The organism is Actinoplanes sp. NPDC051470 (assembly GCF_040682035.1).
Lineage (GTDB): Bacteria > Actinomycetota > Actinomycetes > Mycobacteriales > Micromonosporaceae > Actinoplanes.
Window position 1 is genome coordinate 110,216 of record NZ_JBFBAA010000015.1, and the last position, 24,182, is coordinate 134,397.

The following is a 24,182-nucleotide window of genomic DNA, read 5'->3' on the forward strand; positions in this document are numbered from 1 at the left end:
AATGCCTGGTCAGCAGCGCCGTGGCGGCGGGTCCGGCGGCAACAACGAAGGTGGCGGCCGCCGGGACAACCGCCGTGAGGGCGGTCGCGGCAACGCGCCCGCCGAGAAGACTCCCCACCTCGAGCGGGTGGTCGCGATCAACCGTGTCGCGAAGGTCGTGAAGGGTGGTCGTCGCTTCAGCTTCACCGCCCTGGTGATCGTCGGTGACGGAGACGGCACCGTCGGCATCGGATACGGCAAGGCCAAGGAGGTGCCCGCGGCGATCGCCAAGGGCGTCGAGGAGGCCAAGAAGCACTTCTTCAAGGTGCCCCGGATCGGCGCCACGATCCCGCACCCGATCACCGGCGAGGCCGCCGCGGGTGTCGTGCTCCTCAAGCCGGCGTCCGCCGGTACCGGCGTCATCGCCGGTGGCCCGGTGCGTGCCGTGCTGGAGTGCGCGGGCATCCACGACGTCCTCAGCAAGAGCCTGGGGTCGTCGAACCCGATCAACATCGTGCACGCGACGGTGACCGCGCTCAAGGGCCTGGAATCGCCGGAGATGGTCGCGGCTCGCCGTGGCCTGCCGGTCGAGGACGTCGCCCCGGCGGCCATGCTCGCGTCGCGGGCGGAAGCGGCGGTGCGCTGATGGCCCGTTTGAAGGTCACCCAGACCCGGTCCGCCATCGGGCGTAAGCAGAACCAGCGGGACTCCCTGCGGTCGCTCGGCCTGAAGCGGATCAACGATGTAGTGGTCCAGGAGGACCGGCCCGAGATCCGGGGCATGATCTTCGCCGTGAGCCACCTGGTGAACGTCGAGGAGGTCGAGTAATGCCGATCAAGGTCCACCACCTGCGCCCCGCGCCCGGCGCCAAGACCGCCAAGACCCGTGTCGGTCGTGGTGAGGGCTCCAAGGGCAAGACCGCCGGTCGCGGTACCAAGGGCACCGGCGCGCGGAAGAACGTCTCCGCGGCGTTCGAGGGTGGGCAGATGCCCATCCACATGCGCCTGCCGAAGATGAAGGGGCTCAAGAACAAGCCCCTGAACAAGGTCGTCTTCCAGGTCGTCAACCTGGACCGGCTCGCCGAGCTGTTCCCCAACGGCGGCGAGATCGGCCCGGCCGAGCTGACCGAGGCCGGCGCGGTTCGCAAGAACCAGCCGGTCAAGGTGCTCGGCTCCGGCGACCTCAACGGCGTCAAGCTGACCGTGAAGGCGCACGCCTTCAGCGAGTCGGCCAAGGAGAAGATCGCAGCCGCCGGCGGGTCCACCACCGAGCTGTGAAGCTTGTGGGGGTGCTCGCCCGGGCGCCGAGAGTGGCGCCCGGGCAGCATCCCCTTTGTGACGTCTGATGCACCTCGGGGCCGATGAGGCCACCGTGACTGACCGCAGGCGTTCACGACTGTTAGAGTCCGATCCCAGCTAAGAACATCGGTCGTCCGGACCGAACCACCTCGTCCGCCAGACCGGCGGTGACCTCGCGCAGGAGGAAGAAGTTGCTCTCCGCCTTTGCCAGTGCGTTCCGTACGCCTGACCTGCGCAAGAAACTGCTGTTCACAGTAGCGATCATTGCGGTGTACCGGCTCGGTGCGACCCTGCCCAGCCCCGGCGTCTCCTACACGAACGTCCGGAACTGTCTGGACACCCTCGACCAGTCCGGCGAGGCCGGCGGCGTGCTCACGCTGCTCAACCTCTTCTCCGGCGGCGCCCTTCTCCAGCTCTCGGTCTTCGCGCTCGGCATCATGCCGTACATCACCGCGTCGATCATCCTGCAGCTGTTGACGGTGGTCATCCCGCGGCTCGAGCAGCTGCGCAAGGAAGGCCAGTCCGGTCAGGCCAAGATCACGCAGTACACCCGGTACCTGACCCTGGGCCTGGCCATCCTGCAGTCCTCGGCCTTCGTGGCCCTGGCCCGCACCGGCCAGCTGTTCGCCAACCAGTGCCCGCAGGACCAGGCGAACTTCCAGATCATCCCCGAGAACACCGGCATCCCGACGTGGCTCACGCTGGCCGTCCTGGTGCTCACGATGACCGCCGGCACCGGTGTGGTCATGTGGCTCGGCGAGCTCATCACCGACCGTGGCGTCGGCAACGGCATGTCCGTCCTGATCTTCACCTCGATCGCCGCCCGCCTCCCCGGCGAGGGCTGGACGATCAAGGAGAGCAACGGCGTCGCCAAGTTCCTGCTGGTCATCGCCCTGGTGCTGATCGTCATCACCGCGGTCGTCTTCATCGAGCAGGCTCAGCGCCGCATCCCGGTGCAGTACGCGAAGCGCATGATCGGCCGCCGGATGTACGGCGGCACCTCGACCTACATCCCCCTCAAGGTCAACCAGGCCGGTGTGGTCCCGGTGATCTTCGCTTCCTCGCTGCTCTACCTGCCGCAGCTGTACCTGCAGTTCTTCGACCCGAACAACCTCAAGGGTTACCAGCAGTGGATCCAGAACTGGCTGGCCGACCCGACGAGCTGGCTGTACATCGCCGTCTACTTCCTCATGATTATCTTCTTCACGTACTTCTACGTGTCGATCACGTTCAACCCGACCGAGGTCGCGGAGAACATGAAGAAGTACGGTGGTTTCGTCCCGGGTATCCGCCCGGGCAAGCCGACCGCCGACTACCTCGACTTCATCCTCAGCCGGATCACCCTCCCGGGCGCCCTGTACCTGGGTCTGATCTCGGTGCTGCCGAACTTCTTCTTCATCTGGCTCAATCAGTCGCAGTACCAGAACTTCCCGTTCGGTGGTACCGCAGTGCTGATCATGGTTGGTGTGGGCCTGGAGACCGTGAAGCAGATCGAGAGCCAGCTGATGCAGCGAAACTACGAAGGGTTCCTCCGGTAGTGGGGGCGCGGAGCCGGGGGGCTCTCGCGGGGTCGGTCGGTTCTCACCGAAGCGAGGCGATGTAGGTGCGGCTGGTACTGGTGGGCCCTCCCGGGGCCGGCAAGGGGACCCAGGCTGAGTTCATCGCCGCCCATCTCGCCGTACCGAAGATCTCGACCGGGGACATCTTCCGGGCCAACGTCTCGCAGGGCACGCCGCTCGGCGTGGAGGCCAAGCGTTACATGGACGCGGGTCACCTCGTTCCCGACGAGGTGACCATCAACATGGTCCGCGACCGCCTGGCCGAGCCCGACGCGGGCGACGGCTTCCTGCTCGACGGCTTCCCCCGCACGGTTCCGCAGGCCTCCGCGCTGGACAAGCTGCTCGCCGACCTCGGCACCGCGCTCGACCTGGTGATGGAGCTCGTGGTCGACGACGACGAGGTGATCCGGCGCCTTTCCGGCCGGCGCACCTGCCGTGGCTGCGGCAAGATCTGGCACGTCGAGTTCGACCCGACCAGCAAGGACAACATCTGCGACCGGTGCGGCTCCGAGCTGTTCCAGCGCGACGACGACAAGGCCGACACGATCGCCGCGCGCCTGGTGGAATACACCGACAAGACGGCGCCGCTGGTCGACTTCTTCGGCGCGCAGGGCAAGCTGGTCGGGATAGACGCCACCGGGCCGGTGGAGGACGTGACAGTGCGCGCCATCGAGGCGCTTCGGTCGTACGGAGGCTGAGCAATGCCCCGCCAGCAGCTGGACATCCAGCTGAAGACCCCTGAGCAGATCGAGTTGATGCGCGGCGCCGGCCTGGTGGTCGCCGCCGCGCTGGCCGCGATGCGCGAGGCGGTGCGGCCCGGTGTGTCCACGGGCGAGCTCGACGCGATCGCCGAGCAGGTGATCCGGGACGCCGGGGCGATCCCGTCGTTCAAGGGCTACCACGGCTTCCCGGCCTCCATCTGCGCGTCGGTGAACGAGCAGGTGGTGCACGGCATCCCGTCCGCCGGGCAGGTGCTCAAGGAGGGCGACCTGCTCTCGCTGGACTGCGGCGCGATCCTGCACGGGTGGCACGGCGACTCGGCGATCACCGTGGGCGTGGGCGAGACCGACCCCAAGCTGCTCAAGCTGGCCGAGGTGGCCGAAGACGCCATGTGGGCGGGCATCGCCGCCGCGGCGCGCGGTGTGGCCAACGGCCGGGGCCGGCTGACCGACATCTCGTTCAACATCGAGAGGTCGATCAGAAAGGCCGGTCGGTACGGCATCGTCGACGGCTACGGCGGCCACGGCATCGGCACCGAGATGCACATGGATCCACACGTGCTCAACCACGGCAAGCCGGGCAAGGGCCCGCGGCTGGTGGTCGGCATGGCCCTCGCCATCGAGCCGATGATCACGATGGGCTCGCCGCGAACCCTGGAACTGGCCGACGGCTGGACCGTGGTGACCCGGGACACCTCGGTCGCGGCGCACGTGGAACACACGATGGCGCTCTGCGACGACGGCGTGTGGGTGACCACCGCGGTCGACGGCGGCCGGGCCCGCCTGGGCGAGCTGGTAACGGCTCGCCAGCCCGCCCTGACCGGCTAGGGACACCGGTCTGGCCGATCCTTTGTCCGGGGAGCATGCTGACGGTCATGGATCGAGCGGAGATGCGGGCCGGCGACGGCGACCGTGATGCGGTGGCGGCGCGGCTCAAGGAGGCCCTCGACGACGGCCGCCTCGACCTGCACGAGTACGACGAGCGTCTGCAGCGGGCGCTGGCCGCGAAGACGTACGCGGATCTCGATGGCCTGACCGACGACCTGCCCGGCACCGTTCCGCTGGAGAAGAGCCAGGTTCAGCCGGCCGCCGCCGCTCAGCCGCCCCAGGAAGCTCCGGAACGCGCGCCCTGGCTCAAGGGATACGCGGGCGTCGTCGCGGTGTGTGTCGTCATCTGGGCCACCACGAGCCTGACCAGCGGCCGCTTCATCTATCCCTGGCCGGCCTGGATGTTGATCCCGCTGATCTTCGGCCTGATCGGCAACGCGTCCGGGCGTCCGGGCCGTGGCCGCGACCGCCGGCGCCGCTGATCGGGGTCGTCGCAGCGGAGCGGCTTTGACAGAATGGTTCGTATGGCCTCCGACGAGATACGCGCCGCCGACGCGGACCGTCAGCAGGTGGCCGAGCGCCTTCGCGCCGCGCTCGACGAGGGCCGCCTCGACCTCCACGAATACGACGACCGCCTGCAGCAGACCTATTCGGCCAAGACCTACGGCGAGCTGGAACGGCTGACGACCGACCTGCCGATGGTGGTGACGGCGACGCCGGTGGCGCCGAAGGTCGACGGAGATCTGACCCGGCGCTGGTTGATCCACGTCTGGGACGAGTACGTCACCGCGGTCGGCATCTGCGTGGCGATCTGGGTGCTGGCGGGCGTCGACGGCGACTGGGGCTTCTTCTGGCCGCTCTGGGTGGCCGGGCCGTGGGGCGTCATCCTGGTGTGGCAGACCATTTCCGGCCTGAGCAACGACGAGCCCCGGAAGTGGCACGCCAAGAACGAGCGCAAGAAGCTCAAGAAGGAGCAGAAGCGCGAGCGCAAGGAGCTCGACGAGTAGGTTTGTCGCTTTTGCGGCGCGGCGACACACCCGACCCCGGGTGTGGGGGACCTCGGTTTGGTGTCGATGCATGGGCGCGCGTACACTGGCTAGCTGGCGCGCAGCGTCCACTCTTGCATGTCCTCAGCGCTTCGAGGATCGCGGGAGCCGCGGCTGGGCCGATCTTCGGGAACTCTCCCTACGGTCGGGTGGCACTGCGAGCTAGTCCAGGAAATCTGATGTCAGGTAGCGGAGGACATGCCAAAGAAAGACGGAGCCATCGAGATCGAGGGCCGCGTGATCGAGCCCCTGCCCAACGCCATGTTCCGCGTTGAGCTGGCGAACGGTCACAAGGTACTGGCACACATCTCCGGCAAGATGCGGCAGCACTACATTCGCATCCTTCCCGAGGACAGGGTTGTCGTCGAGCTCTCGCCGTACGACCTCACCCGTGGGCGCATCGTCTACCGCTACAAGTGACACCACCCGTCTGAAAGACAAGGCAAACCGTGAAGGTCAAGCCGAGCGTCAAGCGGATCTGCAACAAGTGCCGGGTCATCCGCCGGCACGGCCGGGTCATGGTCATTTGCGACGACCCGCGCCACAAGCAGCGCCAGGGCTGACGCCTACCACCAGAACAAGCTCGTTCCAGCCGCGGTCGTCATGAGTTACGGCAATGATGTGCGGCTACACCCTCGGTCGGAGGCCGGGGCCCGCCCGGGCAGGCGGGACGGATCGGGCACAGACCTCCGAGACATCTGAGGAGCTCGCCCGCACATGGCAAGACTCGTCGGCGTCGATCTTCCCCGCGAAAAGCGGATGGAGATCGCGCTCACCTACATCTTCGGGGTCGGCCGGACCCGCTCGGTCGAGGCACTGACCGCGACCGGCATCGACGTGAACAAGCGTGCCAAGGACCTCACGGAAGAGGAGCTGGTCCAGCTCCGCGACTACATCGAGGCCAACTTCAAGGTTGAGGGCGACCTGCGCCGCGAGGTCGCCGCGGACATCCGCCGCAAGGTCGAGATCGGCTGCTACGCCGGCATCCGCCACCGCCGGGGTCTCCCCGTTCGCGGTCAGCGCACCCGGACCAACGCGCGCACGCGCAAGGGCCCGAAGCGCACGGTTGCCGGTAAGAAGAAGCCCGGTCGGAAGTAAGGCCTAAATCGGAATTGGTGGGCACGGTCCGCGTGACTCGGCCCATCTCCCAGTACTCAGTAGGAGCGCAAAAGACTTATGCCACCGAAGGCACGCGCTGGGGCCGCCGTCAAGAAGGTCCGGCGCAAGGAACGCAAGAACGTCGCCCACGGGCAGGCGCACATCAAGAGCACCTTCAACAACACCATCGTGTCGATCACCGACCCGACCGGTGCGGTCATCTCCTGGGCCTCCTCGGGCCAGGTGGGCTTCAAGGGCTCCCGCAAGTCGACCCCGTTCGCGGCGCAGCTCGCCGCGGAGGCTGCCGCGCGCCGCGCCATGGAGCACGGCATGCGCAAGGTCGACGTGTTCGTCAAGGGACCCGGCTCCGGCCGGGAGACCGCGATCCGTTCGCTGCAGGCCGCCGGCCTCGAGGTCGGTCAGATCGCCGACGTCACGCCGCAGCCGCACAACGGATGCCGTCCGCCGAAGCGTCGCCGGGTCTGAGGGATAGAGAGAGAAGATGGCTCGTTACACAGGTGCGGACTGCAAGCGCTGCCGCCGCGAAAAGATGAAGCTGTTCCTCAAGGGCAGCAAGTGCGACGGGCCGAAGTGCCCGTTCGAGTCGCGTCCCTTCCCGCCCGGCCAGCACGGCCGTGGTCGTACGAAGGAGACCGAGTACCTCCTGCAGCACCGCGAGAAGCAGAAGGCCCGCCGCACCTACGGCGTGCTGGAGAAGCAGTTCCGCGGTTACTACGAGGAGGCCGTCACCAAGCCCGGCAAGACCGGTGAGGTGCTGCTCCAGATCCTCGAGTCCCGTCTCGACAACGTGGTCTACCGGGCCGGCTACGCCGCGTCCCGCGACATGGCCCGCCAGCTCGTCAAGCACGGCCACATCGTGGTCAACGGGCACAAGGTCGACATCCCGTCGTACCGGGTGAAGGACCACGACATCGTCCAGGTCCGGGAGAAGTCCCGTGCCATGACGCCGTTCGTGGTCGCGCAGGCGCAGGCGGGTTCCCGCCCCACGCCGGCGTGGCTCGAGCCCATCCCGAGCGAGATGAAGATCCTGATCCACTCGCTCCCGGCCCGCGCTGTCATCGACACGCAGGTCCAGGAGCAGCTGATCGTCGAGCTCTACTCCAAGTAGCGCTCCCGGGGATGCCGGCCACACGGCCGGCATCCCTTCATGAGAAGACGGGCGTCATATAGCGGATGCCCTGACAGAAAGAAGAAACGCGTGCTCATCAGCCAGCGTCCGAGCCTCTCGGAAGAGTCGCTCAGCGAGACCCGCTCCCGGTTCACCATCGAGCCCCTCGAGCCGGGCTTCGGCTACACCCTCGGCAACTCGCTGCGTCGCACCCTGCTGTCGTCCATCCCGGGCGCGGCCGTGACCAGCATCAAGATCGACGGCGTCCTGCACGAGTTCACCACGATCCCCGGTGTCAAGGAGGACGTGGTCGAGCTGGTCATGAACGTCAAGGACCTCACCGTCAGCTCCGAGCACGACGAGCCGGTCAGCATGTACCTGCGCAAGCAGGGCCCGGGCGACGTCACCGCGGGCGACATCCAGCCCCCGGCCGGTGTCTCGGTGCACAACCCGGACCTGAAGCTGGCCACGCTGAACAGCAAGGGCCGGCTCGACATGGAGCTGACCGTCGAGCGTGGACGTGGCTACGTCACGGCGGCGCAGAACAAGAACGCGGGCGCCGAGATCGGCCGGATCCCGGTCGACTCGATCTACTCGCCGGTCATGAAGGTGACCTACCGCGTCGAGGCGACCCGGGTCGAGCAGCGCACCGACTTCGACCGCCTGATCATCGACGTCGAGTCGAAGGCGTCGATCTCGCCGCGGACCGCGCTGGCCTCGGCCGGCTCCACCCTGGTCGAGCTCTTCGGCCTGTGCCGTGAGCTGGACGAGACCGCCGAGGGCATCGACATCGGCCCGTCCCCGCAGGATGCTCAGCTGGCCGCCGACCTGGCCCTGCCCATTGAGGAGCTGGACCTCACCGTCCGGTCGTACAACTGCCTCAAGCGCGAGGGCATCAACACGGTGGGCGAGTTGATAGGGCGTACGGAGGCCGACCTTCTGGATATAAGGAATTTCGGTCAGAAGAGCATCGACGAGGTCAAGATGAAGCTCGCCGGCATGGGCCTGGGCCTCAAGGACAGCGCGCCGTCCTTCGACCCCGCGCACGTCGTGGACTCGTTCGGCGACGTGGACTACGACACCGACGACTACCGCGAGACCGAGCAGCTCTAATCCCAGCTGCGCGGCACCTACCAAGGAGCATCAGAAATGCCCACGCCCACCAAGGGTCCCCGCCTCGGCGGTAGCCCGGCGCACGAGAAGCGGCTGCTGGCGAACCTGGCCACGGAGCTCTTCCGGCACGGGAAGATCAAGACCACCGAGACGAAGGCCAGGCGCCTGCGTCCGCTGGCCGAGCAGCTCATCACCAAGGCCAAGCGCGGCGACCTGCACGCCCGCCGCCGCGTCCTGACCGTGGTGAAGGACAAGGACGTCGTCTACCAGCTGTTCGAGCAGATCGCTCCGCGGTACGGCAACCGGCCGGGTGGGTACACCCGCATCACCAAGACCGGGATCCGTAAGGGTGACGCCGCTCCGATGGCCGTCATCGAGCTGGTCGAGGAGCTCGCGGTGGCGGCCACCACCGCGCCGGCCAAGAAGACGGCGGCCCGCAAGGCCGCGCAGCAGGACAAGGTCGAGGCCCTGGCCCGCGAGGATGACGCTCCTGCCGTGTCGTCCGACCAGGACTCGGAGCCGCCGGTGAACGCTTCCGGCGACAAGGGTGCCGAGGGCCCCGGCGACAAGGCCGAAGGCGAAGACGAAACCGCCAAGTAGTTTTTCTGAGATTTAAGCCCGGCGCGCTCACTGTTGGTGGGGGTGCCGGGCTTACTTCTTTGTGGGTACGCGCGCCCCGGAAGTGCACTGGCTCAGTGGAGAGGTTCGTCGTGGTCGAGGCCGTAACTCAACCATCCGGGTCGGACGATGTGGTCCGGCTTCGGCTGGACGTTTCGTACGACGGCACCGATTTTTCGGGGTGGGCGGTTCAACCGTCGCAGCGGACAGTTGCCGGCGTCCTCGTCACCGCGCTCGAGACCTTGGTTGGCGTGGATAGCCCTTTGGGTCTCACGGTGGCCGGGCGGACCGATGCCGGCGTGCACGCCACCGGGCAGGTGTGTCACATCGAGCTGCCCGCCGCGACCTTCTCGGAACTCGAGGCATCGCTGCTGCGGCGCCTCGCGGCGTTGATGCCGCCGGATGCGCGGGTGCGGGCCGTGACGCCGGTGCCGTCCACCTTCGACGCCCGGTTCTCGGCCACCTATCGGCGGTACGAGTATCGGGTCGCTGATCGGGTGTGGGGGGCGGAACCGCTGCGGCGGCGGGACACGCTCGGCTGGGGGCGGCCGCTCGACCTGGACCGGCTGCGGGAGGCGGCGGCCTGGCTGGTCGGCGAGCACGACTTCGCGGCGTACTGCAAACGCAAGGAGAACGCGACCACCATCCGCGCGATCACCCACCTCGACTGGCACCGCGCCGCGGACGGGGTGGCCGTGGCGACCGTGCAGGCCGACGCGTTCTGCCAGGCGATGGTGCGCAGCCTGGTCGGCGCGATGCTCAGCGTGGGCGACGGGCGCCGCGAGCCGGACTGGCCGGGGTCGCTGCTGACGTTGCGGGAACGGTCGAGCTCGGTGACCGTGGCCCCGGCCCACGGGCTCACGCTGGTCGAGGTCGGCTACCCCGCCGAGACCGACTACGCCGCGCGCGCCGACGCGACCCGCCGCCTCCGCGCCTGACCGGCGACACGCCGTTGCGGCGCCCGATCCGCGACACGCCGCGCTCACGCCGAGCCCGCGAGGCGCCGCCCACCCACCACACGCTGGGCTGTTGCGTATAGGTGCGCAGAGCACCTCTGCGCACCTATACGCGTCACAGGTTGAGGGCCCGGGCGCCGATCACCTCGCCGGCCAGGTAGGTCTCCAGGAGGTCGGCGGTGATCTGGCCGGCGTACCGGTCGTCCGGGGCGATCGGGGTGTTGTCGGGGCGGGAGATCACGCAATAGACCAGGTAGTGGCCGCGGTCGTGCCAGCCGACCTGTGAGTCGGGGCGGGCCTGCGGATCGCTGCCGGGCGCGGCGCCGGCGGCCAGCGCGGCGAAGCTGCCGTCGCCCGACTCGACCAGGGCGCGGACCTGATCGGCGGTGCGGGCGGCCGACGTGGCGTCGGTCAGGTTGAAGACGCCGGCCGTCACCTGGTAGCCGCCGTAGGGCGCGGTCAGCGACGCGCGTACCACCTGGGTGCAGCCCGCGTCATGGATCAGCCGGCCGACCGCACCGGTTGTCGCGGTCTCACAGACGTTGTCGATGTGCGTCATCTCCACCCGGTAGGGCGCGTCGCCGGCCTTCATCTGCACGGTGCTGCCGGAGAAGACCTCGGCCATGCTCAGCGGCTCCGGGTCGAGGTTGCGGGAGCTGATCGAGTACGGCGACTCGGCCGCCATCGTGCCGGTGTCCGCGGCGCCCAGCCCGCGGCGCTCGTCGGCGATCACGAAGAAGCTGCTCAACCCGCAGATGCTCAGCATGATCAGGGCGCCCAGGCCGGTCATCAGCAGGTGCATCGCCCGTTGCGGCTCGCGCAGCGCCCACGGCCGCACGGACGGTTGCCGGTGCAGGCCCGGCGTCGGTGCGACCACCGAGCGGACCAGCACGGTCAGGCCGCCCGGGGTGGCCATCCGGCGGTGGGTGGCCCGGGACGCGGATGCGTGCAGCATGCAGGTGAGGCTAGAAGCGCACGGAAATCGATGAACGCACTGGCTGTGCGCCACCCCGGCAGCCTGACGCCCGTTCGCGGGAGGATGATGAAAGGCGTGAGCACCGAGCACTACTTCACCGCCGACCCGAGCGCGCCGGCCCGGCCGATCGAGGTCGAGTTCGCGATCAAGGGACGCTCCTACCGCCTCACCTCGGCGAGCGGAGTGTTCTCCGCCACACGGCTCGACGCCGGCACGTCCGTACTCCTGAAGAAGAGTGACCTGCCCACCGCGGCGACCACCGGCGCCCTTCTCGACCTGGGGTGCGGCTACGGGCCGATCGCGTGCGTGCTGGCCGGCGAGGCGCCGGCGGCCGACGTGTACGCGGTCGACGTCAACGCCCGCGCCCGCGACCTGACCAAGGCCAACGCCGAGCGGCTCGAACTGCGCGTCACCGTCGGCGGTCCGGACGACCTCCCGGCCGACGTGACGTTCGCGCAGATCTGGAGCAACCCGCCCACCCACGTCGGCAAGGCCGAGCTGCACGCCATCCTGGAGCGCTGGCTGCCCCGGCTCGCCCCCGACGGCGTGGCCTGGCTGGTGATCAACCGACACCTCGGTGGTGATTCGCTGCACACCTGGCTCGTCGACGGCGGCTGGGCGGTCGAGCGTAAGGCCAGCCAGAAGGGCTTCCGAGTGCTACGCGTGACCCGGAAAACCACCTGACCGAACCGCCGCGACCAGGGAGGATGCCGGGCATGGGTTACGTGGATGTCGCCGGGGTGGGCTTCGTGCTGCCGGACGGGCGCGAGCTGTTCTCCGACGTGTCGTTCCGGGTGGGCGAGGGCGCCAAGATCGCGCTCGTCGGGCCCAACGGCGCCGGCAAGACCACGTTGCTCCGGATGGTGGCCGGTGACCTGCCGACCCAGACCGGCGTCGTCGCGCGCTCCGGCGGGCTGGGCGTGATGCGCCAGTTCATCGGCATGATCGGCGACGACCGTACCCTGCATGATCTTGCTCTTTCGCTGGTCGAACCACCCCTGCGCGAGGCCGGAGAGAGACTCGCGGCCGCCGCGGCGGCGCTCGGCGAGTCGGAGAAATCCCAATTGGCGTACGCGAACGCGCTCGCGCACTGGGGTGAGGCCGGCGGGTACGACGCCGAGGTGCTCTTCGACACCGTCGCCGTGGCGATCCTCCACAAGCCGTGGGACGAGGTGCGCGACCGGCCCGTCCGCACCCTCTCCGGCGGCCAGCAGAAACGCTTCGCCCTCGACCTGCTGCTCCGCGGCCGCGACGAGGTGCTGCTGCTCGACGAGCCGGACAACTTCCTGGACGTGCCCGGCAAACGGTGGCTGGAGGCGCGGTTGAAGGAGTCGCCCAAGTCGGTGCTCTACGTCTCGCACGATCGTGAGCTGCTCAACCAGACCGCCGGCCGGGTCGTCGCGGTCGAGGGCGGCAGTTCATGGACCCACCCGGGCGGGTTCGCCTCCTGGCACGAGGCCCGCGCCGACCGGCACGACCGGCTGCTCGAATCGCGCCGGCGCTGGGACGAGGAACACGAGAAGCTGCGCGAACTCGTCTTCACGCTCAAGCAGAAGGCCACGTTCAACGACGGGCTGGCGTCGCGCTACCAGGCGGCGCAGACCCGGCTGCGCAAGTTCGAGGAGGCGGGACCGCCGCCGCTGCCGCCCAAGGAGCAGTCGCTGCGGATGAACCTGCGCGGCGGGCGTACCGGTAAGCGGGCTGTCATGTGCGAGTCGCTGGAACTGGAGAACCTGACGTTCCCGTTCGACCTGGAGATCTGGTACGGCGACCGGGTCGCGGTGCTCGGCGCCAACGGCACCGGCAAGTCACACTTCCTGCGGCTGCTGGCGGCCGGCGGCTCCTCGCCCGACGCGGACAACAAGCCGGTCGACGGGGCGCCGCTCGCGCACGTCGCCCACTCCGGTGTGGCCCGGCTCGGCGCCCGGGTGCGGCCCGGCCACTTCTCACAGACCCACGACCGGCCGGAACTGCTCGACCGTACGCTGGTCGAGATCCTCTGGCGCGGCGACGACCACCGCTCCGGCATGGACCGGGCCGGCGCGATGAAGGCGCTGAACCGGTACGAGCTGTCCGGCCAGGGCGACCAGCGGTTCGGGACCCTCTCCGGCGGCCAGCAGGCCCGGTTCCTGGTGCTGCTCCTGGAACTGTCCGGCGCCACGGTGCTGCTGCTCGACGAGCCGACCGACAACCTCGACCTGGCCTCGGCCGAGGCGCTCGAGGAGGGCCTGTCAGCCTTCGAGGGCACGGTCATCGCGGTCACCCACGACCGCTGGTTCACCAGGGGCTTCGACCGTTTCATCCTCTTCCAGGCCGACGGCGAGGTCGTCGAGACCCCCGCGCCGGTGTGGGACGTGCGCTAGTGCGGTGTCCACCAATGTCAACCGGTTCGGTGACAATGTGGATCCTCGTCCACGAGCGTGGGCGAGCGACTCCCCACCTGTAGCCGTGCTGGTGGAGCGGCCCTCGACCAGCCGGGCCCGGCGGCGGGCTTTACGCCACCTGCGCGAACCGCGTTGTCCTTTGCTGGGCGCTCGGCGCGCGGTGGCGCGGCGTCGAGCTTTGGTGTCGGCCAGGTGAAGCCGGTGTTCGGCGCGGATTGCACGCCCAGACACCAGCAGTGCTGTGGTGCCCGTCGGTAGTGGCGGCGGCGAAAGGATGAATGATTCCCAGGTCGACACCGGCGACCCGGCCGGAGTCAGGCCGACCGCCGTGCGGATGAGTGGCGACGGGTAGCTCTGCGGTCACGTCGATGTGAAGTCGGCCATCGGCGTAGAGCAACGTGACCGCCCGAATGGCTTCCGCCGGGTATGGCACGGTTCGATCCAGGCGTACGACAAGGGGCGGGCCGCCGCGTGCGGCGGGTAACCGCAGGTGTCGGCCGGTCAACTGGAAGATGCCGTGGTACCAGCGAATCGGCATCAATCCTCTGCGCCGGCGCGGGAATCGCGCCTCACTGTGCCCGGCTTTGCGGCGTGCCGCCGCAGCGAACCAGGCGTCGGAGTAACGGCGCAGCACAGAGACCAGTATCGCACCGGTGTCAAAGCCTGCCATCGATGGGTTGCGAACGACGCGCTAGCCATCGCTGGGTTCGAGGGCTATCGTCGGCCGTAGAACCAACCCCACGGGAGTCCGGTGCACCGGGCTGAGAGGGGGGCTGTCGCGGCCCCCGACCGTCGAACCTGATCCGGATCATGCCGGCGCAGGGAGGAGCGATGGTGGAGCCTATCTTCCCCCGTCTACATGTGGTGACGGCTTCGTTGCCCATTGTGGAGGCGGTGCTCTCGGTCTCGTCGCAGGTGGCGATCCAGGTCCGCGTCGCCGATGACGTCACCGATCGAGACGCCTACGCGCTGACCGTCGAGGTGCTGTCACGGTGCCGGGCCCGCGGGGCGATGTGCCTGGTCAACGATCGCGTCGACATTGCCTTGGCGGCCGGGGCCGATGGGGCTCACGTCGGGGCGGACGACCTGCCGCCGGCCGCGGCGCGGAAGGTGCTCGGGCGGGCGGCGGTGCTCGGGGTGACGTTGCGGGCGCCGGCTGATGTGCCGTCGGCTTCGTACTTCGGGGTCGGGCCGGCCTTCGAGACGTCCACCAAGGACGGTCTGCCTCCGCCGATCGGGGTGGCCGGGGTGGGGGCGGTGGCTGATGCTTCGCATGTTCCCGTCATCGCTATCGCGGGGGTGACGCCGTCGCGGGTGGCTTCGTTGCTGGCGGTGGGGGCCTACGGGGTGGCGGCGGTGGGGGCCATTGCTCGCGATCCGGTGGGGGCCACCGAGCAGTTCTTGAAGGCGCTGTCATGAGGTGCGCGGTGGTCGGGGGCGGGATCATCGGGCTGTCGATCGCGTCGCGCCTCGCCTCTCGCGGCGTTGAGGTCCTGGTCCATGACGCGTGGGCCGCTGCCTCGCCCGCGCTCGCCCCGCCTCCCTGGGCTTCGCCTTCCGTCGCATCCGCCTCCGGCTCCTCCTCGGGCTCGGTGATGCCTGTAGGTGCTCAGAGCAAGCAAGCCGGGGAGTGGCCGGGGGCCTGGTTTGTCGCGGCGGGGATGTTGGCGGCGGGGAACGAGTCGACGTGGGAGTCGGCGGAGCTTGGCGCGTTGATGGTGGAGTCGGCTCGGCGGTGGCCTGGATTCGCGGCTGAGCTGGGCGTGCGGTTGCCGGAGGACGGGACGCTTGTCGTCGCCCTCACCGCGGATGACGTCGCGGAGGCGGAACGGGAGTGGGCCCGGCAACCGGGCGCGGCAGGGCTGGTGGGCGCGGTCGGGCGGCCGGGGGCGACGGCGGGAGGGCGGCGGTTGGGGCCTTCGGGGCTGCGGGAGCTGGAGCCGGCGCTGTCGCCGCGGGTGCGGGCGGGATGTTATCTGCCGGGGGATTGGCAGGTTGATCCGCGGAAAGTGGTGGCTGCGTTGCGGGAGCGGGTGTCCGTCGTACCCGGGAGGGTTGTGGATCTTGGGGGAATTGACGCGGATCAGGTTGTGGTCGCGGCGGGGGTGGGGACGGGGGCGCTGACCGGGTTGCCTGTTCGGCCGGTCAAGGGGGAGGTGCTGCGGCTGCGGGGGGAGCCTGGGCTGTTGCGGCATGTGGTCAGGGGATATGCGGATGGACGGCGGGTCTATCTGGTGCCGCGGGAGGACGGCGAGATCGTGGTGGGGGCGACTCAGGAAGAGCGCGCTGATGACGCGGTCACGGCGGGAGCGGTGCTGGATCTGTTGCGCGCTGCCGTTGACCTGGTGCCGGCGCTGGCCGACTGTGCGATCACCGAGACGTTGGTGGGGCATCGGCCGTCCACACCGGACAACGCGCCGCTGCTCGGGCGGCTTGACAAGCGCACCGTGGTGGCCGCGGGTCACCACCGGAACGGCGTACTCCTCGCACCCGTGACGGCCGATCTGATCGCCGGCCTGGTCGTGACCGGGGAGCCTGACCCGCTGATCGTTCCCTTCGCACCCGGGAGGTTCGCGTGACCATCGTTGTGAACGGCGACCGGAAGGCCATCCCACCGGAGGCGACGGTGGCCGCGCTGGTCGCCGAGCTCACCAGGGCCGAGCGGGGGGTGGCGGTCGCGCTCAACGGCGAGGTGGTGCCACGGTCGGCGTGGGCGGCCACGGAGCTGACCGACGGCGACCGGATCGAAGTGCTCACCGCGGCGCAGGGAGGCTGACATGGAGATCTTCAAGTCGTCACGGCTGATCCTCGGCACCGGTGGGGCGCGCAGCCTCAGCGAACTGGAGACGGCCATCGAGGCTTCCGGCACCGATCTGGTGACCGTGGCGCTGCGCCGGATCGACGCGGCGGGGCCGGGGCTGCTGCCGATGCTGGACCGCTGCAAGGTGCGGGTGCTGCCGAACACGGCCGGGTGCTACACCGCCGCCGACGCGGTGAAGACGGCGCGGCTGGCGCGGGCGGCGTTCGAGACCGACCTGGTCAAGCTGGAGGTGATCGGCGACGACCGGACCCTGCTGCCCGACTCGGTGGAGTTGCTGCGGGCGGCGGAGACGCTGGTCGCGGACGGGTTCACGGTGTTGCCGTACACCAACGACGACCCGATCCTGGCTCGCCGGCTGGAGGCGGCCGGATGCGCGGCGGTGATGCCGGCCGGTTCGCCGATCGGCTCCGGGCTGGGCATCTCCAACCCGCACCACATCCGGTTGATCCGGCAGATGGTCGAGGTGCCGGTGATCCTCGACGCGGGCATCGGCACCGCCTCGGACGCGGCGCTGGCCATGGAACTCGGCTGCGACGGTGTGCTGATCGCCAGCGCGATCACCCGGGCCGAGGACCCTGCGCGGATGGCGGCGGCGATGCGGCACGCGGTCGAGGCGGGGCAGCTGGCGTACGGCGCCGGACGGATCCCGCAGCGGTTCCACGCGCTGGCCTCCACCCCTGACGCCGGGAAGCCGTCGTGGTGACACCGTCGGGGCTCGTCGTGCTCACCGACCGGCGGTCCGCCGCCGGCCCGCTCGCCACGGTGGTGGCGCGCGCCGTCGAGGGTGGCGCCGGGTGGGTGGTCCTGCGGGAGCGCGATCTCGGGTACGCGGAACGCCGCGCCCTCGCCGACGACCTTCGAGCGTTGCTGCCGCCCGGCCGGTTGATCGTCGCCGGCCCGGACCCGCTCGGCGGTGACGCGGTCCACCTGGCGGCCGCCGACCTGCTGCCCACGCCGGGGTTCCGGCTGGCGCCGCGCGATCCCCAGCCGCCGAACGGCATCCGCCTGGTGGGCCGGTCGTGTCATTCGCTGTCCGAGATCCGGCGACTGTCCACCGAGGACTATGTGACGTTGTCGCCGGTGTATTCGACGGCTTCCAAGCCGGGGTACGGGCCGGCGCTCACGCCATCGGCCGCGGGGCGCCTCGGTGGTGGGCTGAGGTGGCTGGCGCTGGGCGGCGTCACGACGGCCGCTCAGGTTCGCGAGTGCCTGGCCGCGGGGGCGGAAGGCGTGGCCGTGATGGGCGCGATCATGACCGCCCGCGACCCGGCCGCCGTGGCCGCCGAACTGTCCGCCGCCGCCGCGTCCGCGCCGGCGTCCGCCGCGCCCGCGTCCGTGCCCGCCGCATCCTTGTCCGCCTCGCCCGCCGCGGCCGTTCCTCTGGCGGCTGCCTCGTCGAGTGGTAGCGGAGAGCGGTATGTGGGGGCGGACCAGCGCGCTGGGCTACCGCTGGGGGAGGGGCGATGACACCGCCGGTGGTGTTGACGATCGCGGGGTCGGACTCGGGCGGCGGGGCCGGGATCCAGGCTGATCTGAAGACGTTCGCGGCGCTCGGGGTCTATGGGACGTCGGTCATCACCGCCATCACGGCGCAGAACACGCTCGGGGTGACCGGGGTGCATGCGGTGCCGGCGGTGATGGTGGCGGCTCAGCTCGACGCGGTGCTCGATGACTTCGCGGTGGCGGCGGTCAAGGTGGGGATGGTGCCGAACCGGGAGGTCGCCGAGGTGATCGCGGCCCGGATCGACCGGCTGCCGAATCTCGTCGTCGATCCGGTGCTGGTCGCCACCTCCGGCAGCCGGTTGTCCGCTGTTGCTTCTGTCCAGCCTTTACTGGCGTACCCCTGCATTTTGACCCCGAACCGCTACGAAGCCGCAGCCCTCCTCGAAGCCGGGGTGAGGCGGAGCGGGGATGAGGTTGCAGCCGGAGTCGCGCCAGGTGGGGAGGGGATTGCGGGGGATGTTGCGGCCGAGCTGGCCCGGTGTGGGGTCGGCACGGTCGTGGTGACCGGGAGCGAGACGGCCGTGGACGCACTGCACTTCCAGGGAGTGACCACCCGGCTGGAGGGGGTGGCCGTGGACACCGTCAACAACCACGGGTCGGGGTGCACGTTCTCGTCGGCCATCGCGGCGCGGCTTGCGCTCGGTGACGCCGTTCCGGTTGCGGTGCGTGAGGCCAAGGCCTACGTGGCGACTGCGCTGCGTGGTGGGAAGGACTGGGAGCTCGGCGCTGGGCCGGGACCGCTCGATCACTTCGCCTAGGTAGGGATCCGTCGGCACCATCGTGGAGTTTTGGCGGCCTATCGGCGACCGTTTTGTACGGAAAGGGGAGGAAGATGCGGAAGAAGGTGTACGTCCACGGGGTGCCGTTCGCGGAGGTCGAGCTGAGCGGGGACAACCCGCCGGTGCGGCTCTACGACACGTCGGGGCCGGGTAGTGATCCGGCCGAAGGGCTGCCGGGGCTGCGTCGCGAGTGGATCGCGGCGCGCGGCGGGAAGGTCGAGCAACACAGCGGCGGGAGGGTCGAGCAACCGGGCGGCGGGAAGGTCACGCAGTTGGCGTGTGCGCGGGCCGGGATCGTGACGCCCGAGATGGAGTTCGTGGCGATTCGCGAGGCGATGGACGCCGAGGTGGTGCGGGCCGAGATCGCGGCGGGGCGGGCGGTGCTGCCGGCCAACGTCAACCATCCGGAGAGCGAGCCGATGATCATCGGGTCGCGGTTCCTGGTCAAGGTCAACGCCAACATCGGGACGTCGGCGGTCAGCTCGTCGGTGGCCGAGGAGGTGGACAAGCTGACCTGGGCCACCCGCTGGGGTGCGGACACCGTGATGGACCTGTCCACCGGCAAGCGCATCCACGAGACGCGCGAGGCGATCCTGCGCAACTCGCCGGTGCCGATCGGGACCGTGCCGCTCTACCAGGCGCTGGAGAAGGCCGGCGGGGACCCGGTCAAGCTGACCTGGGAAATGTTCCGGGACACCGTGATCGAGCAGGCCGAGCAGGGCGTCGACTACATGACCGTGCACGCGGGGGTGCGGCTGGCCTACGTGCCGCTGTCGGTGGGCCGGGTCACCGGGATCGTCTCGCGCGGCGGGTCGATCATGGCGGCCTGGTGTCTCGCGCACCATCGGGAGAATTTCCTGTACGAGAACTTCGCCGAGCTGTGCGAGATCTTCGCCCGGTACGACATCACCTTCTCGCTGGGCGACGGCCTGCGCCCGGGGTCGATCGCGGACGCCAACGACGAAGCGCAGTTCGCTGAGCTGCGTACCCTCGGGGAATTGACCCATGTCGCGTGGGAGCACGACGTGCAGGTGATGGTCGAGGGGCCGGGTCACGTGCCCATGCACAAGATCAAGGAGAACGTGGACCTGCAGCAGGAGCTGTGCGACGGGGCGCCGTTCTACACGCTCGGGCCGCTGACCACGGATGTCGCGCCGGCCTACGACCACATCACCTCGGCGATCGGCGCCGCGATGATCGGCATGTTCGGCACGGCGATGCTCTGCTACGTGACGCCGAAGGAGCACCTCGGGCTGCCGGACCGGGACGACGTGAAGGCCGGCGTGATCGCGTACAAGATCGCCGCGCACGCCGCCGACCTGGCCAAGGGGCATCCGGGGGCACAGGACTGGGACGACGCGCTGTCCAAGGCCCGCTTCGAGTTCCGCTGGGAGGACCAGTTCAACCTGTCGCTCGACCCGGAGACGGCACGGAGCTACCACGACGCCACACTGCCCGCCGAGCCCGCCAAGACCGCGCATTTCTGCTCGATGTGCGGGCCCAAGTTCTGCTCGATGCGGATCAGTCACGACCTGAAGGCGTACGCCGAGCAGGGCATGCGTGACAAGAGCGAGGAGTTCCGGGCCGCCGGGGGCGCGGTCTATCAGATCGCGAGCGGTCAGAGCTCGTAGAACGACGGGCTACTCGTTGCTCAGCTTGCTGACCCAATCCACGTACTCCTCCTCCTTGGCCTGCCGCTTCGACTTCTTCTCGGGGGCCGGCCTCATCGGCGGAGGTGGGTTGGTCGGTTCCGGCTGGGCGAGGGGTGCGGAGATCGCGTGCGGCTCGGGTACGAGCGGAGCACCCCGAAGCCGGTCCTGGGTGGCGTCGGTGTTGACCGCGCGGCGCTGCGGTTGGAGGGCCTCGGGCGGGATCTCGGGCAGCGCGGGGGCGGGGACGTAGGGCGGCTCGCTCGGGGCGGCCGGGGCGTTGCGCCGGCCGCGGCGGATGCCTCGGCCCGTGGTGGCCGGCCGCCCGCCCGCAGTGCTCGGCTCGAAGGCCTCGGTCGAGTCCCCGGGCGACATTTCGAAAATGTCGGGTGGGGCGGGCTTGCGGGCGGCGCGACCGCGGCGAGCGGGCCGCTTCGGCGCCGCGGGCGGCTCGTCGGCGACTCCACCGAACGACGGCCCATCCGCGGCTTGACCGAACGACCCGGTCGCGGCGTGGCCGGGCGGCCCGGCAGCGGCGTGAGCGGGCGGCCCGGCGGCGTGGCCGGATGGTCCGGCGGCGGCGCGAGGGGGCGGCCCGGCGGCGGCGTAGGCGTTCGGGTCGGTCGGCGAACCGTGGCGGCCCGGGGAGTCAGTGGCCGGCCGCTGCACGGGAATCGGGCCGGTCGGCTCGTCGTCGTCCCCGCCGGCTGGGCGGCCGGAGCCAGGAGGAGAGGTCGGCTCGTCCGGACGCGAGCGACGGCCGGTGCCGATGGCGGCGGCCGGCTCGTCGCGGTCACCGTCGCCGTCGTCCGGGCGAGAACGGCGACCGGAGGCAGCCGCCGCGTCATCGTCGCCGAGGTCGTCGGGGGCGCGGCGAATGACCGCGGCCAGCACCGACCCGAGCACGCCCGCCCCGGTGGCGGTCATCGCCGCCCAGTACGGCACGACCTGGTAGCGGTCGGCGCCCGCGCCGGGGCCGGCGATCAGGTAGGACAGCGTCAGCAGCGCGGGACCGGGCAGCCCGGCCAGCGCGATGGTGAGGATCGGCAGGTCGCGGCGCCGGGCCGCGTACCCGAGGATCGCGCCGGTGACCAGGGCCAGGGCCGGCATCGTGAAGAGCGCGGTCCGTTGCGTCACCTCGGGGGAGAGGTAGCCGGCGTCGAAGACGCCCAGGCGTACCGCGGGGAGCGGGTCGTCGGGGCCGAGCGAGGGCGCCACCGAGAGCAGGGCCAGCACCCAGACCGCGATGCCGATGACCGTCAGGCTGCGGCGGGCGATCAGCTGGGTGAGGGCGGCGTACGCGGCGAACACGCCCACCGCCGCGCCGAGTGTGGCGCAGATGCCGATCACGAAGACCGGATGGACCCCGTCGACGCGCGCCGTCCGGGCCGGTTGCATGGTGAGCGGCACGACCAGCGCCGCGCCCAGCCCGGCGGCCAGCGACAGCGCCACGAACGTGCCCGGGGTCGCGGGCGCCCGCCACCGGTCGCGCAGCCACCGCCCGGCCAGGGCGCCGAGCACCGCCGCGGACATCGCGAACCAGGCCACCCAGGCCAGCTGCGCGGTCCACTGGTCGCGCGCGGCCACCTCGACGACCCTGGTCAGGCGGAGGATGCCCAGGCCGTAGGCCAGGCCGAGCTGACTGGCACCGGCCAGGGCGGCGACGCCCAGGGTCGTGCCGAGCAGCTTGGCCCAGGTCCGGAATGCCATGCGGGCACGGTACGGAATGGCCCCGGTCGATCGCCAGTTGAGGGTGGCTACTTAAGGATCCGGAAAGCCTTCACGTCATCAGTAGTTCGTGCAGCTCGGCACTGCACCGGGCGACCTCTTCGAGGTGCGTGGTGCGGCCGAGCGTACGTGGCCTGGGGATCTTGATCTCGAGGATCTCGCGGATCCGCCCGGGGCGCGGGCTGAGCACCACCACCCGATCGGCCAGCAGCACCGCCTCGTCGATCGAGTGGGTGACGAAGACCGTGGTGGCGTGGTTGTCCATGTGCAGTTTCTGCAGCTCGCCGGCGAGTTCCTCCCGGGTGAGCGCGTCCAGCGCGGAGAACGGCTCGTCCATCAGCATCACCTTGGGGTTGGTGATCAGCGACCGGCAGAGCGCGACCCGCTGCTGCATGCCGCCGGAGAGCTCGTGTGGCATCTTCCGCTCGAATTCGGTCAGCCCGGTCAGCTCGAGCAGCTCGTGGGCCCGGGCCCGGTGGTCGGACGGGCGCCAGCCGAAGATCTTGACGGGCAGCAGCACGTTGTCGAGGACCGTGCTCCACGGCAGCAGGGCCGGGCGCTGGAACATCATCGAGACGTCCCGTCGCGGCCGCTGCACCGCTTCGTCGCCGATGTGCACCGCGCCGCCGCCGGCCGGCAGCAGGCCCGCGATGATCCGCAGCATCGTCGACTTGCCGCAGCCCGACCGGCCCAGGATCGCGACGAACTCGCCGTCGCCCACGTCGAGGTCGATCCCCCGCAACGCCTCGACGGTGCCGGACTTGGTGACGAACGAACGGGACACACCGGACAGACGAATCATCGTGGCGCTCCGGGCGGCTCAGCTGGCCAGGCGCCAGCGACCGCTGCGCGCCACCAGAAGGGTAAGCGCCTGCGGCATCAGTCCGGAGTGGTTGTCGGGGGTGAGCCGGATCGCGCCCGACATGCCGTCCATCTGGGTGGTCTCCACCGCGTCGCGGATCGCCACCCGGTCGGTGCCGGCCCGTTCGATCGCGTCGGCCAGCACGTTGACCGCGTCGGCGGCCAGCGAGGCCACGCCCGAGTAGGTGCCGTAGCGCGAGGTGTAGTCGCGGAACCACTGCTTGCGGGCGGCCTTGGCCGGGGTGGTGGCGATGACGTCGTCGATCGCGAGCGCCTGTGTGAACACCATGGTGGCGTTCTCCGAGGCCTTGCTCGCGTCGGACGCGATGAACAGGTCGCCCGCGGCGGCGGCGTCGTAGTAGATCTTGCCCTTGAACCCGGCCGCCTTGGCGCTGTTCGCGGCCGGCCCGGCCAGGTCGGGGCCGACGAAGAAGACCAGCGCCTGCGGTTCGCTGTCGGCCAGCGTGCCCACCGCCTGGGTGATGTCGGTGGCGGTCGGCTTGACGGCCACCGTGCTGGGGATCTGCACGCCGGCCTTGCCCGCCTCGGCGCTGAACGCCTTCTGGGCGCCGCTGCCGTAGAGGTCGGAGGTGTGCAGCACACCGACCCGGGTGATCGGGGCGGGCTTCGTGTTCCGCATCGCCGTGGCGAGGGCGGCGGCGCTGTCGCCCGAGTTCGGGCCGAGCTTGAAGATGAACCGGCGCTCGGCGATCGGCTGGCTGACCTCGTCGGCCGGCGCCAGCGCGATGGTCGGCACCTTCTTCGCGTCGATCGTCTTGGCCGCGCCCCGCACGCACTCGCTGCACTGGCCGGTGATCACCGCGGCGACGGCCGGGTTGTCGGCGAGCGTGCTGATGTTGCGGAGTGAGACGGTGGCGTCCGACCGATTGTCCAAGATCGACAGGCGCAGCTTGCGGTTACCCAGCACGCCCGAGGCGTTGATCTGATCGACCCGCAGCTGGAGGGCGCGGCCGTACGCGGCGTCGGCCGGCGAGCTGGTGGCCAGATCGGCGCCGATCAGCACGTCGGTGGCCGCGGTGGACTGGTCGTCCGACGTACAGCCGGCGAGCCCGGTGGTGAGCAGTGCCGCGGCCGCGAGAACGGCCGAGACCCGACGGGGGATCCTCACTGCGGGTGC

The 24,182-nt window shown here is 70.1% G+C and carries 29 protein-coding genes and 1 riboswitch; of the genes, 25 read left to right on the plus strand and 4 right to left on the minus strand.

Annotated features, from left to right (window positions below; translation table 11 throughout):
• Nucleotide 1 precedes the first annotated feature (1 nt).
• From rpsE to truA, 16 genes are all read left to right on the plus strand, one after another.
• Nucleotides 2-625, plus strand: coding sequence for a 30S ribosomal protein S5 (gene rpsE / locus AB0M54_RS25835; protein ID WP_364318482.1), 624 nt, complete (start codon nucleotides 2-4; stop codon nucleotides 623-625).
• Complete coding sequence (rpmD, locus tag AB0M54_RS25840; protein WP_364318484.1) at nucleotides 625-807, plus strand: 50S ribosomal protein L30; 183 nt, start codon at nucleotides 625-627, stop codon at nucleotides 805-807. Before rpsE ends, rpmD begins: the two co-directional genes overlap by 1 nt.
• The gene (rplO, locus tag AB0M54_RS25845; RefSeq protein WP_364318486.1) at nucleotides 807-1,256 is read left to right on the plus strand and encodes a 50S ribosomal protein L15; all 450 of its coding nucleotides are present in this window, start codon (nucleotides 807-809) and stop codon (nucleotides 1,254-1,256) included. Before rpmD ends, rplO begins: the two co-directional genes overlap by 1 nt.
• A gap of 212 nt (nucleotides 1,257-1,468) precedes the next feature.
• Complete coding sequence (gene secY, locus AB0M54_RS25850; protein ID WP_364318488.1) at nucleotides 1,469-2,815, plus strand: preprotein translocase subunit SecY; 1,347 nt, start codon at nucleotides 1,469-1,471, stop codon at nucleotides 2,813-2,815.
• A 65-nt stretch (nucleotides 2,816-2,880) separates the two neighbouring features.
• Nucleotides 2,881-3,534: an adenylate kinase gene (locus AB0M54_RS25855; RefSeq protein WP_364318490.1), complete on the plus strand. Its 654-nt coding sequence runs from the start codon at nucleotides 2,881-2,883 to the stop codon at nucleotides 3,532-3,534.
• A gap of 3 nt (nucleotides 3,535-3,537) precedes the next feature.
• On the plus strand, nucleotides 3,538-4,383 hold the full coding sequence (map, locus tag AB0M54_RS25860; RefSeq protein ID WP_364318492.1) for a type I methionyl aminopeptidase: 846 nt from the start codon (nucleotides 3,538-3,540) through the stop codon (nucleotides 4,381-4,383).
• 47 nt (nucleotides 4,384-4,430) lie between these two features.
• Nucleotides 4,431-4,865 carry a DUF1707 domain-containing protein gene (locus AB0M54_RS25865; RefSeq protein ID WP_364474173.1) on the plus strand — a complete coding sequence of 145 codons (435 nt, stop codon included), beginning with the start codon at nucleotides 4,431-4,433 and terminating at the stop codon, nucleotides 4,863-4,865.
• A 42-nt stretch (nucleotides 4,866-4,907) separates the two neighbouring features.
• Complete coding sequence (locus AB0M54_RS25870; RefSeq protein ID WP_364474175.1) at nucleotides 4,908-5,390, plus strand: DUF1707 domain-containing protein; 483 nt, start codon at nucleotides 4,908-4,910, stop codon at nucleotides 5,388-5,390.
• A gap of 237 nt (nucleotides 5,391-5,627) precedes the next feature.
• On the plus strand, nucleotides 5,628-5,849 hold the full coding sequence (infA, locus tag AB0M54_RS25875; RefSeq protein ID WP_007073013.1) for a translation initiation factor IF-1: 222 nt from the start codon (nucleotides 5,628-5,630) through the stop codon (nucleotides 5,847-5,849).
• A 29-nt stretch (nucleotides 5,850-5,878) separates the two neighbouring features.
• The gene (rpmJ, locus tag AB0M54_RS25880; protein ID WP_023358216.1) at nucleotides 5,879-5,992 is read left to right on the plus strand and encodes a 50S ribosomal protein L36; all 114 of its coding nucleotides are present in this window, start codon (nucleotides 5,879-5,881) and stop codon (nucleotides 5,990-5,992) included.
• 154 nt (nucleotides 5,993-6,146) lie between these two features.
• On the plus strand, nucleotides 6,147-6,527 hold the full coding sequence (gene rpsM / locus AB0M54_RS25885; protein ID WP_364318496.1) for a 30S ribosomal protein S13: 381 nt from the start codon (nucleotides 6,147-6,149) through the stop codon (nucleotides 6,525-6,527).
• A gap of 78 nt (nucleotides 6,528-6,605) precedes the next feature.
• Nucleotides 6,606-7,013: a 30S ribosomal protein S11 gene (gene rpsK / locus AB0M54_RS25890; protein WP_020513613.1), complete on the plus strand. Its 408-nt coding sequence runs from the start codon at nucleotides 6,606-6,608 to the stop codon at nucleotides 7,011-7,013.
• Between the two features lie 16 nt (nucleotides 7,014-7,029).
• Nucleotides 7,030-7,656: a 30S ribosomal protein S4 gene (rpsD, locus tag AB0M54_RS25895; RefSeq protein WP_364318498.1), complete on the plus strand. Its 627-nt coding sequence runs from the start codon at nucleotides 7,030-7,032 to the stop codon at nucleotides 7,654-7,656.
• Between the two features lie 90 nt (nucleotides 7,657-7,746).
• On the plus strand, nucleotides 7,747-8,769 hold the full coding sequence (locus AB0M54_RS25900; RefSeq protein WP_189079649.1) for a DNA-directed RNA polymerase subunit alpha: 1,023 nt from the start codon (nucleotides 7,747-7,749) through the stop codon (nucleotides 8,767-8,769).
• A 36-nt stretch (nucleotides 8,770-8,805) separates the two neighbouring features.
• On the plus strand, nucleotides 8,806-9,369 hold the full coding sequence (rplQ, locus tag AB0M54_RS25905; RefSeq protein ID WP_364318500.1) for a 50S ribosomal protein L17: 564 nt from the start codon (nucleotides 8,806-8,808) through the stop codon (nucleotides 9,367-9,369).
• 149 nt (nucleotides 9,370-9,518) lie between these two features.
• The gene (gene truA / locus AB0M54_RS25910) at nucleotides 9,519-10,325 is read left to right on the plus strand and encodes a tRNA pseudouridine(38-40) synthase TruA (RefSeq protein WP_364474243.1); all 807 of its coding nucleotides are present in this window, start codon (nucleotides 9,519-9,521) and stop codon (nucleotides 10,323-10,325) included.
• Between the two features lie 133 nt (nucleotides 10,326-10,458).
• On the opposite strand, the gene AB0M54_RS25915 is transcribed toward truA, so the two are convergent.
• Nucleotides 10,459-11,298, minus strand: coding sequence for a hypothetical protein (locus tag AB0M54_RS25915; RefSeq protein WP_364474177.1), 840 nt, complete (start codon nucleotides 11,296-11,298; stop codon nucleotides 10,459-10,461).
• Nucleotides 11,299-11,394: 96 nt separating this feature from the next.
• On the opposite strand from AB0M54_RS25915, the gene AB0M54_RS25920 reads away from it, so the two are divergent.
• From AB0M54_RS25920 to thiC, 9 genes are all read left to right on the plus strand, one after another.
• Nucleotides 11,395-12,003 (plus strand): methyltransferase, encoded by a 609-nt coding sequence (locus AB0M54_RS25920; RefSeq protein WP_364318503.1) that lies wholly within the window; start codon nucleotides 11,395-11,397, stop codon nucleotides 12,001-12,003.
• 32 nt (nucleotides 12,004-12,035) lie between these two features.
• A complete protein-coding gene (locus AB0M54_RS25925; protein WP_364474178.1) occupies nucleotides 12,036-13,682 on the plus strand; it encodes an ATP-binding cassette domain-containing protein in 1,647 nt (548 codons plus the stop codon).
• 751 nt (nucleotides 13,683-14,433) lie between these two features.
• Nucleotides 14,434-14,545, plus strand: a riboswitch (TPP riboswitch).
• A complete protein-coding gene (locus tag AB0M54_RS25930; RefSeq protein WP_364474245.1) occupies nucleotides 14,535-15,122 on the plus strand; it encodes a thiamine phosphate synthase in 588 nt (195 codons plus the stop codon). Its footprint overlaps the riboswitch before it by 11 nt.
• Nucleotides 15,119-16,282, plus strand: a complete 1,164-nt coding sequence (locus AB0M54_RS25935) for an FAD-dependent oxidoreductase (protein WP_364474180.1) — start codon at nucleotides 15,119-15,121, stop codon at nucleotides 16,280-16,282. The genes AB0M54_RS25930 and AB0M54_RS25935 overlap by 4 nt, the downstream gene beginning before the upstream one ends.
• Complete coding sequence (thiS, locus tag AB0M54_RS25940) at nucleotides 16,279-16,479, plus strand: sulfur carrier protein ThiS (RefSeq protein WP_364474182.1); 201 nt, start codon at nucleotides 16,279-16,281, stop codon at nucleotides 16,477-16,479. Before AB0M54_RS25935 ends, thiS begins: the two co-directional genes overlap by 4 nt.
• Before the next feature lies 1 nt (nucleotide 16,480).
• On the plus strand, nucleotides 16,481-17,227 hold the full coding sequence (locus AB0M54_RS25945; protein ID WP_364318512.1) for a thiazole synthase: 747 nt from the start codon (nucleotides 16,481-16,483) through the stop codon (nucleotides 17,225-17,227).
• Entirely contained in the window at nucleotides 17,221-17,991 is a 771-nt protein-coding gene (locus AB0M54_RS25950) for a thiamine phosphate synthase (protein WP_364474184.1), read from the plus strand. The genes AB0M54_RS25945 and AB0M54_RS25950 overlap by 7 nt, the downstream gene beginning before the upstream one ends.
• The gene (thiD, locus tag AB0M54_RS25955) at nucleotides 17,988-18,785 is read left to right on the plus strand and encodes a bifunctional hydroxymethylpyrimidine kinase/phosphomethylpyrimidine kinase (protein WP_364474186.1); all 798 of its coding nucleotides are present in this window, start codon (nucleotides 17,988-17,990) and stop codon (nucleotides 18,783-18,785) included. The genes AB0M54_RS25950 and thiD overlap by 4 nt, the downstream gene beginning before the upstream one ends.
• Nucleotides 18,786-18,859: 74 nt before the next feature.
• On the plus strand, nucleotides 18,860-20,437 hold the full coding sequence (thiC, locus tag AB0M54_RS25960; RefSeq protein ID WP_364474188.1) for a phosphomethylpyrimidine synthase ThiC: 1,578 nt from the start codon (nucleotides 18,860-18,862) through the stop codon (nucleotides 20,435-20,437).
• Between the two features lie 9 nt (nucleotides 20,438-20,446).
• Here thiC and AB0M54_RS25965 read toward each other — a convergent pair whose 3' ends face one another.
• The 3 genes from AB0M54_RS25965 to AB0M54_RS25975 form a co-directional block, all read right to left on the minus strand.
• Complete coding sequence (locus AB0M54_RS25965) at nucleotides 20,447-22,165, minus strand: hypothetical protein (protein WP_364474190.1); 1,719 nt, start codon at nucleotides 22,163-22,165, stop codon at nucleotides 20,447-20,449.
• A 70-nt stretch (nucleotides 22,166-22,235) separates the two neighbouring features.
• A complete protein-coding gene (locus tag AB0M54_RS25970) occupies nucleotides 22,236-22,985 on the minus strand; it encodes an ABC transporter ATP-binding protein (protein WP_364318521.1) in 750 nt (249 codons plus the stop codon).
• Nucleotides 22,986-23,003: 18 nt separating this feature from the next.
• Nucleotides 23,004-24,173 (minus strand): ABC transporter substrate-binding protein, encoded by a 1,170-nt coding sequence (locus tag AB0M54_RS25975; protein ID WP_364318523.1) that lies wholly within the window; start codon nucleotides 24,171-24,173, stop codon nucleotides 23,004-23,006.
• Between the last annotated feature and the right edge of the window lie 9 nt (nucleotides 24,174-24,182).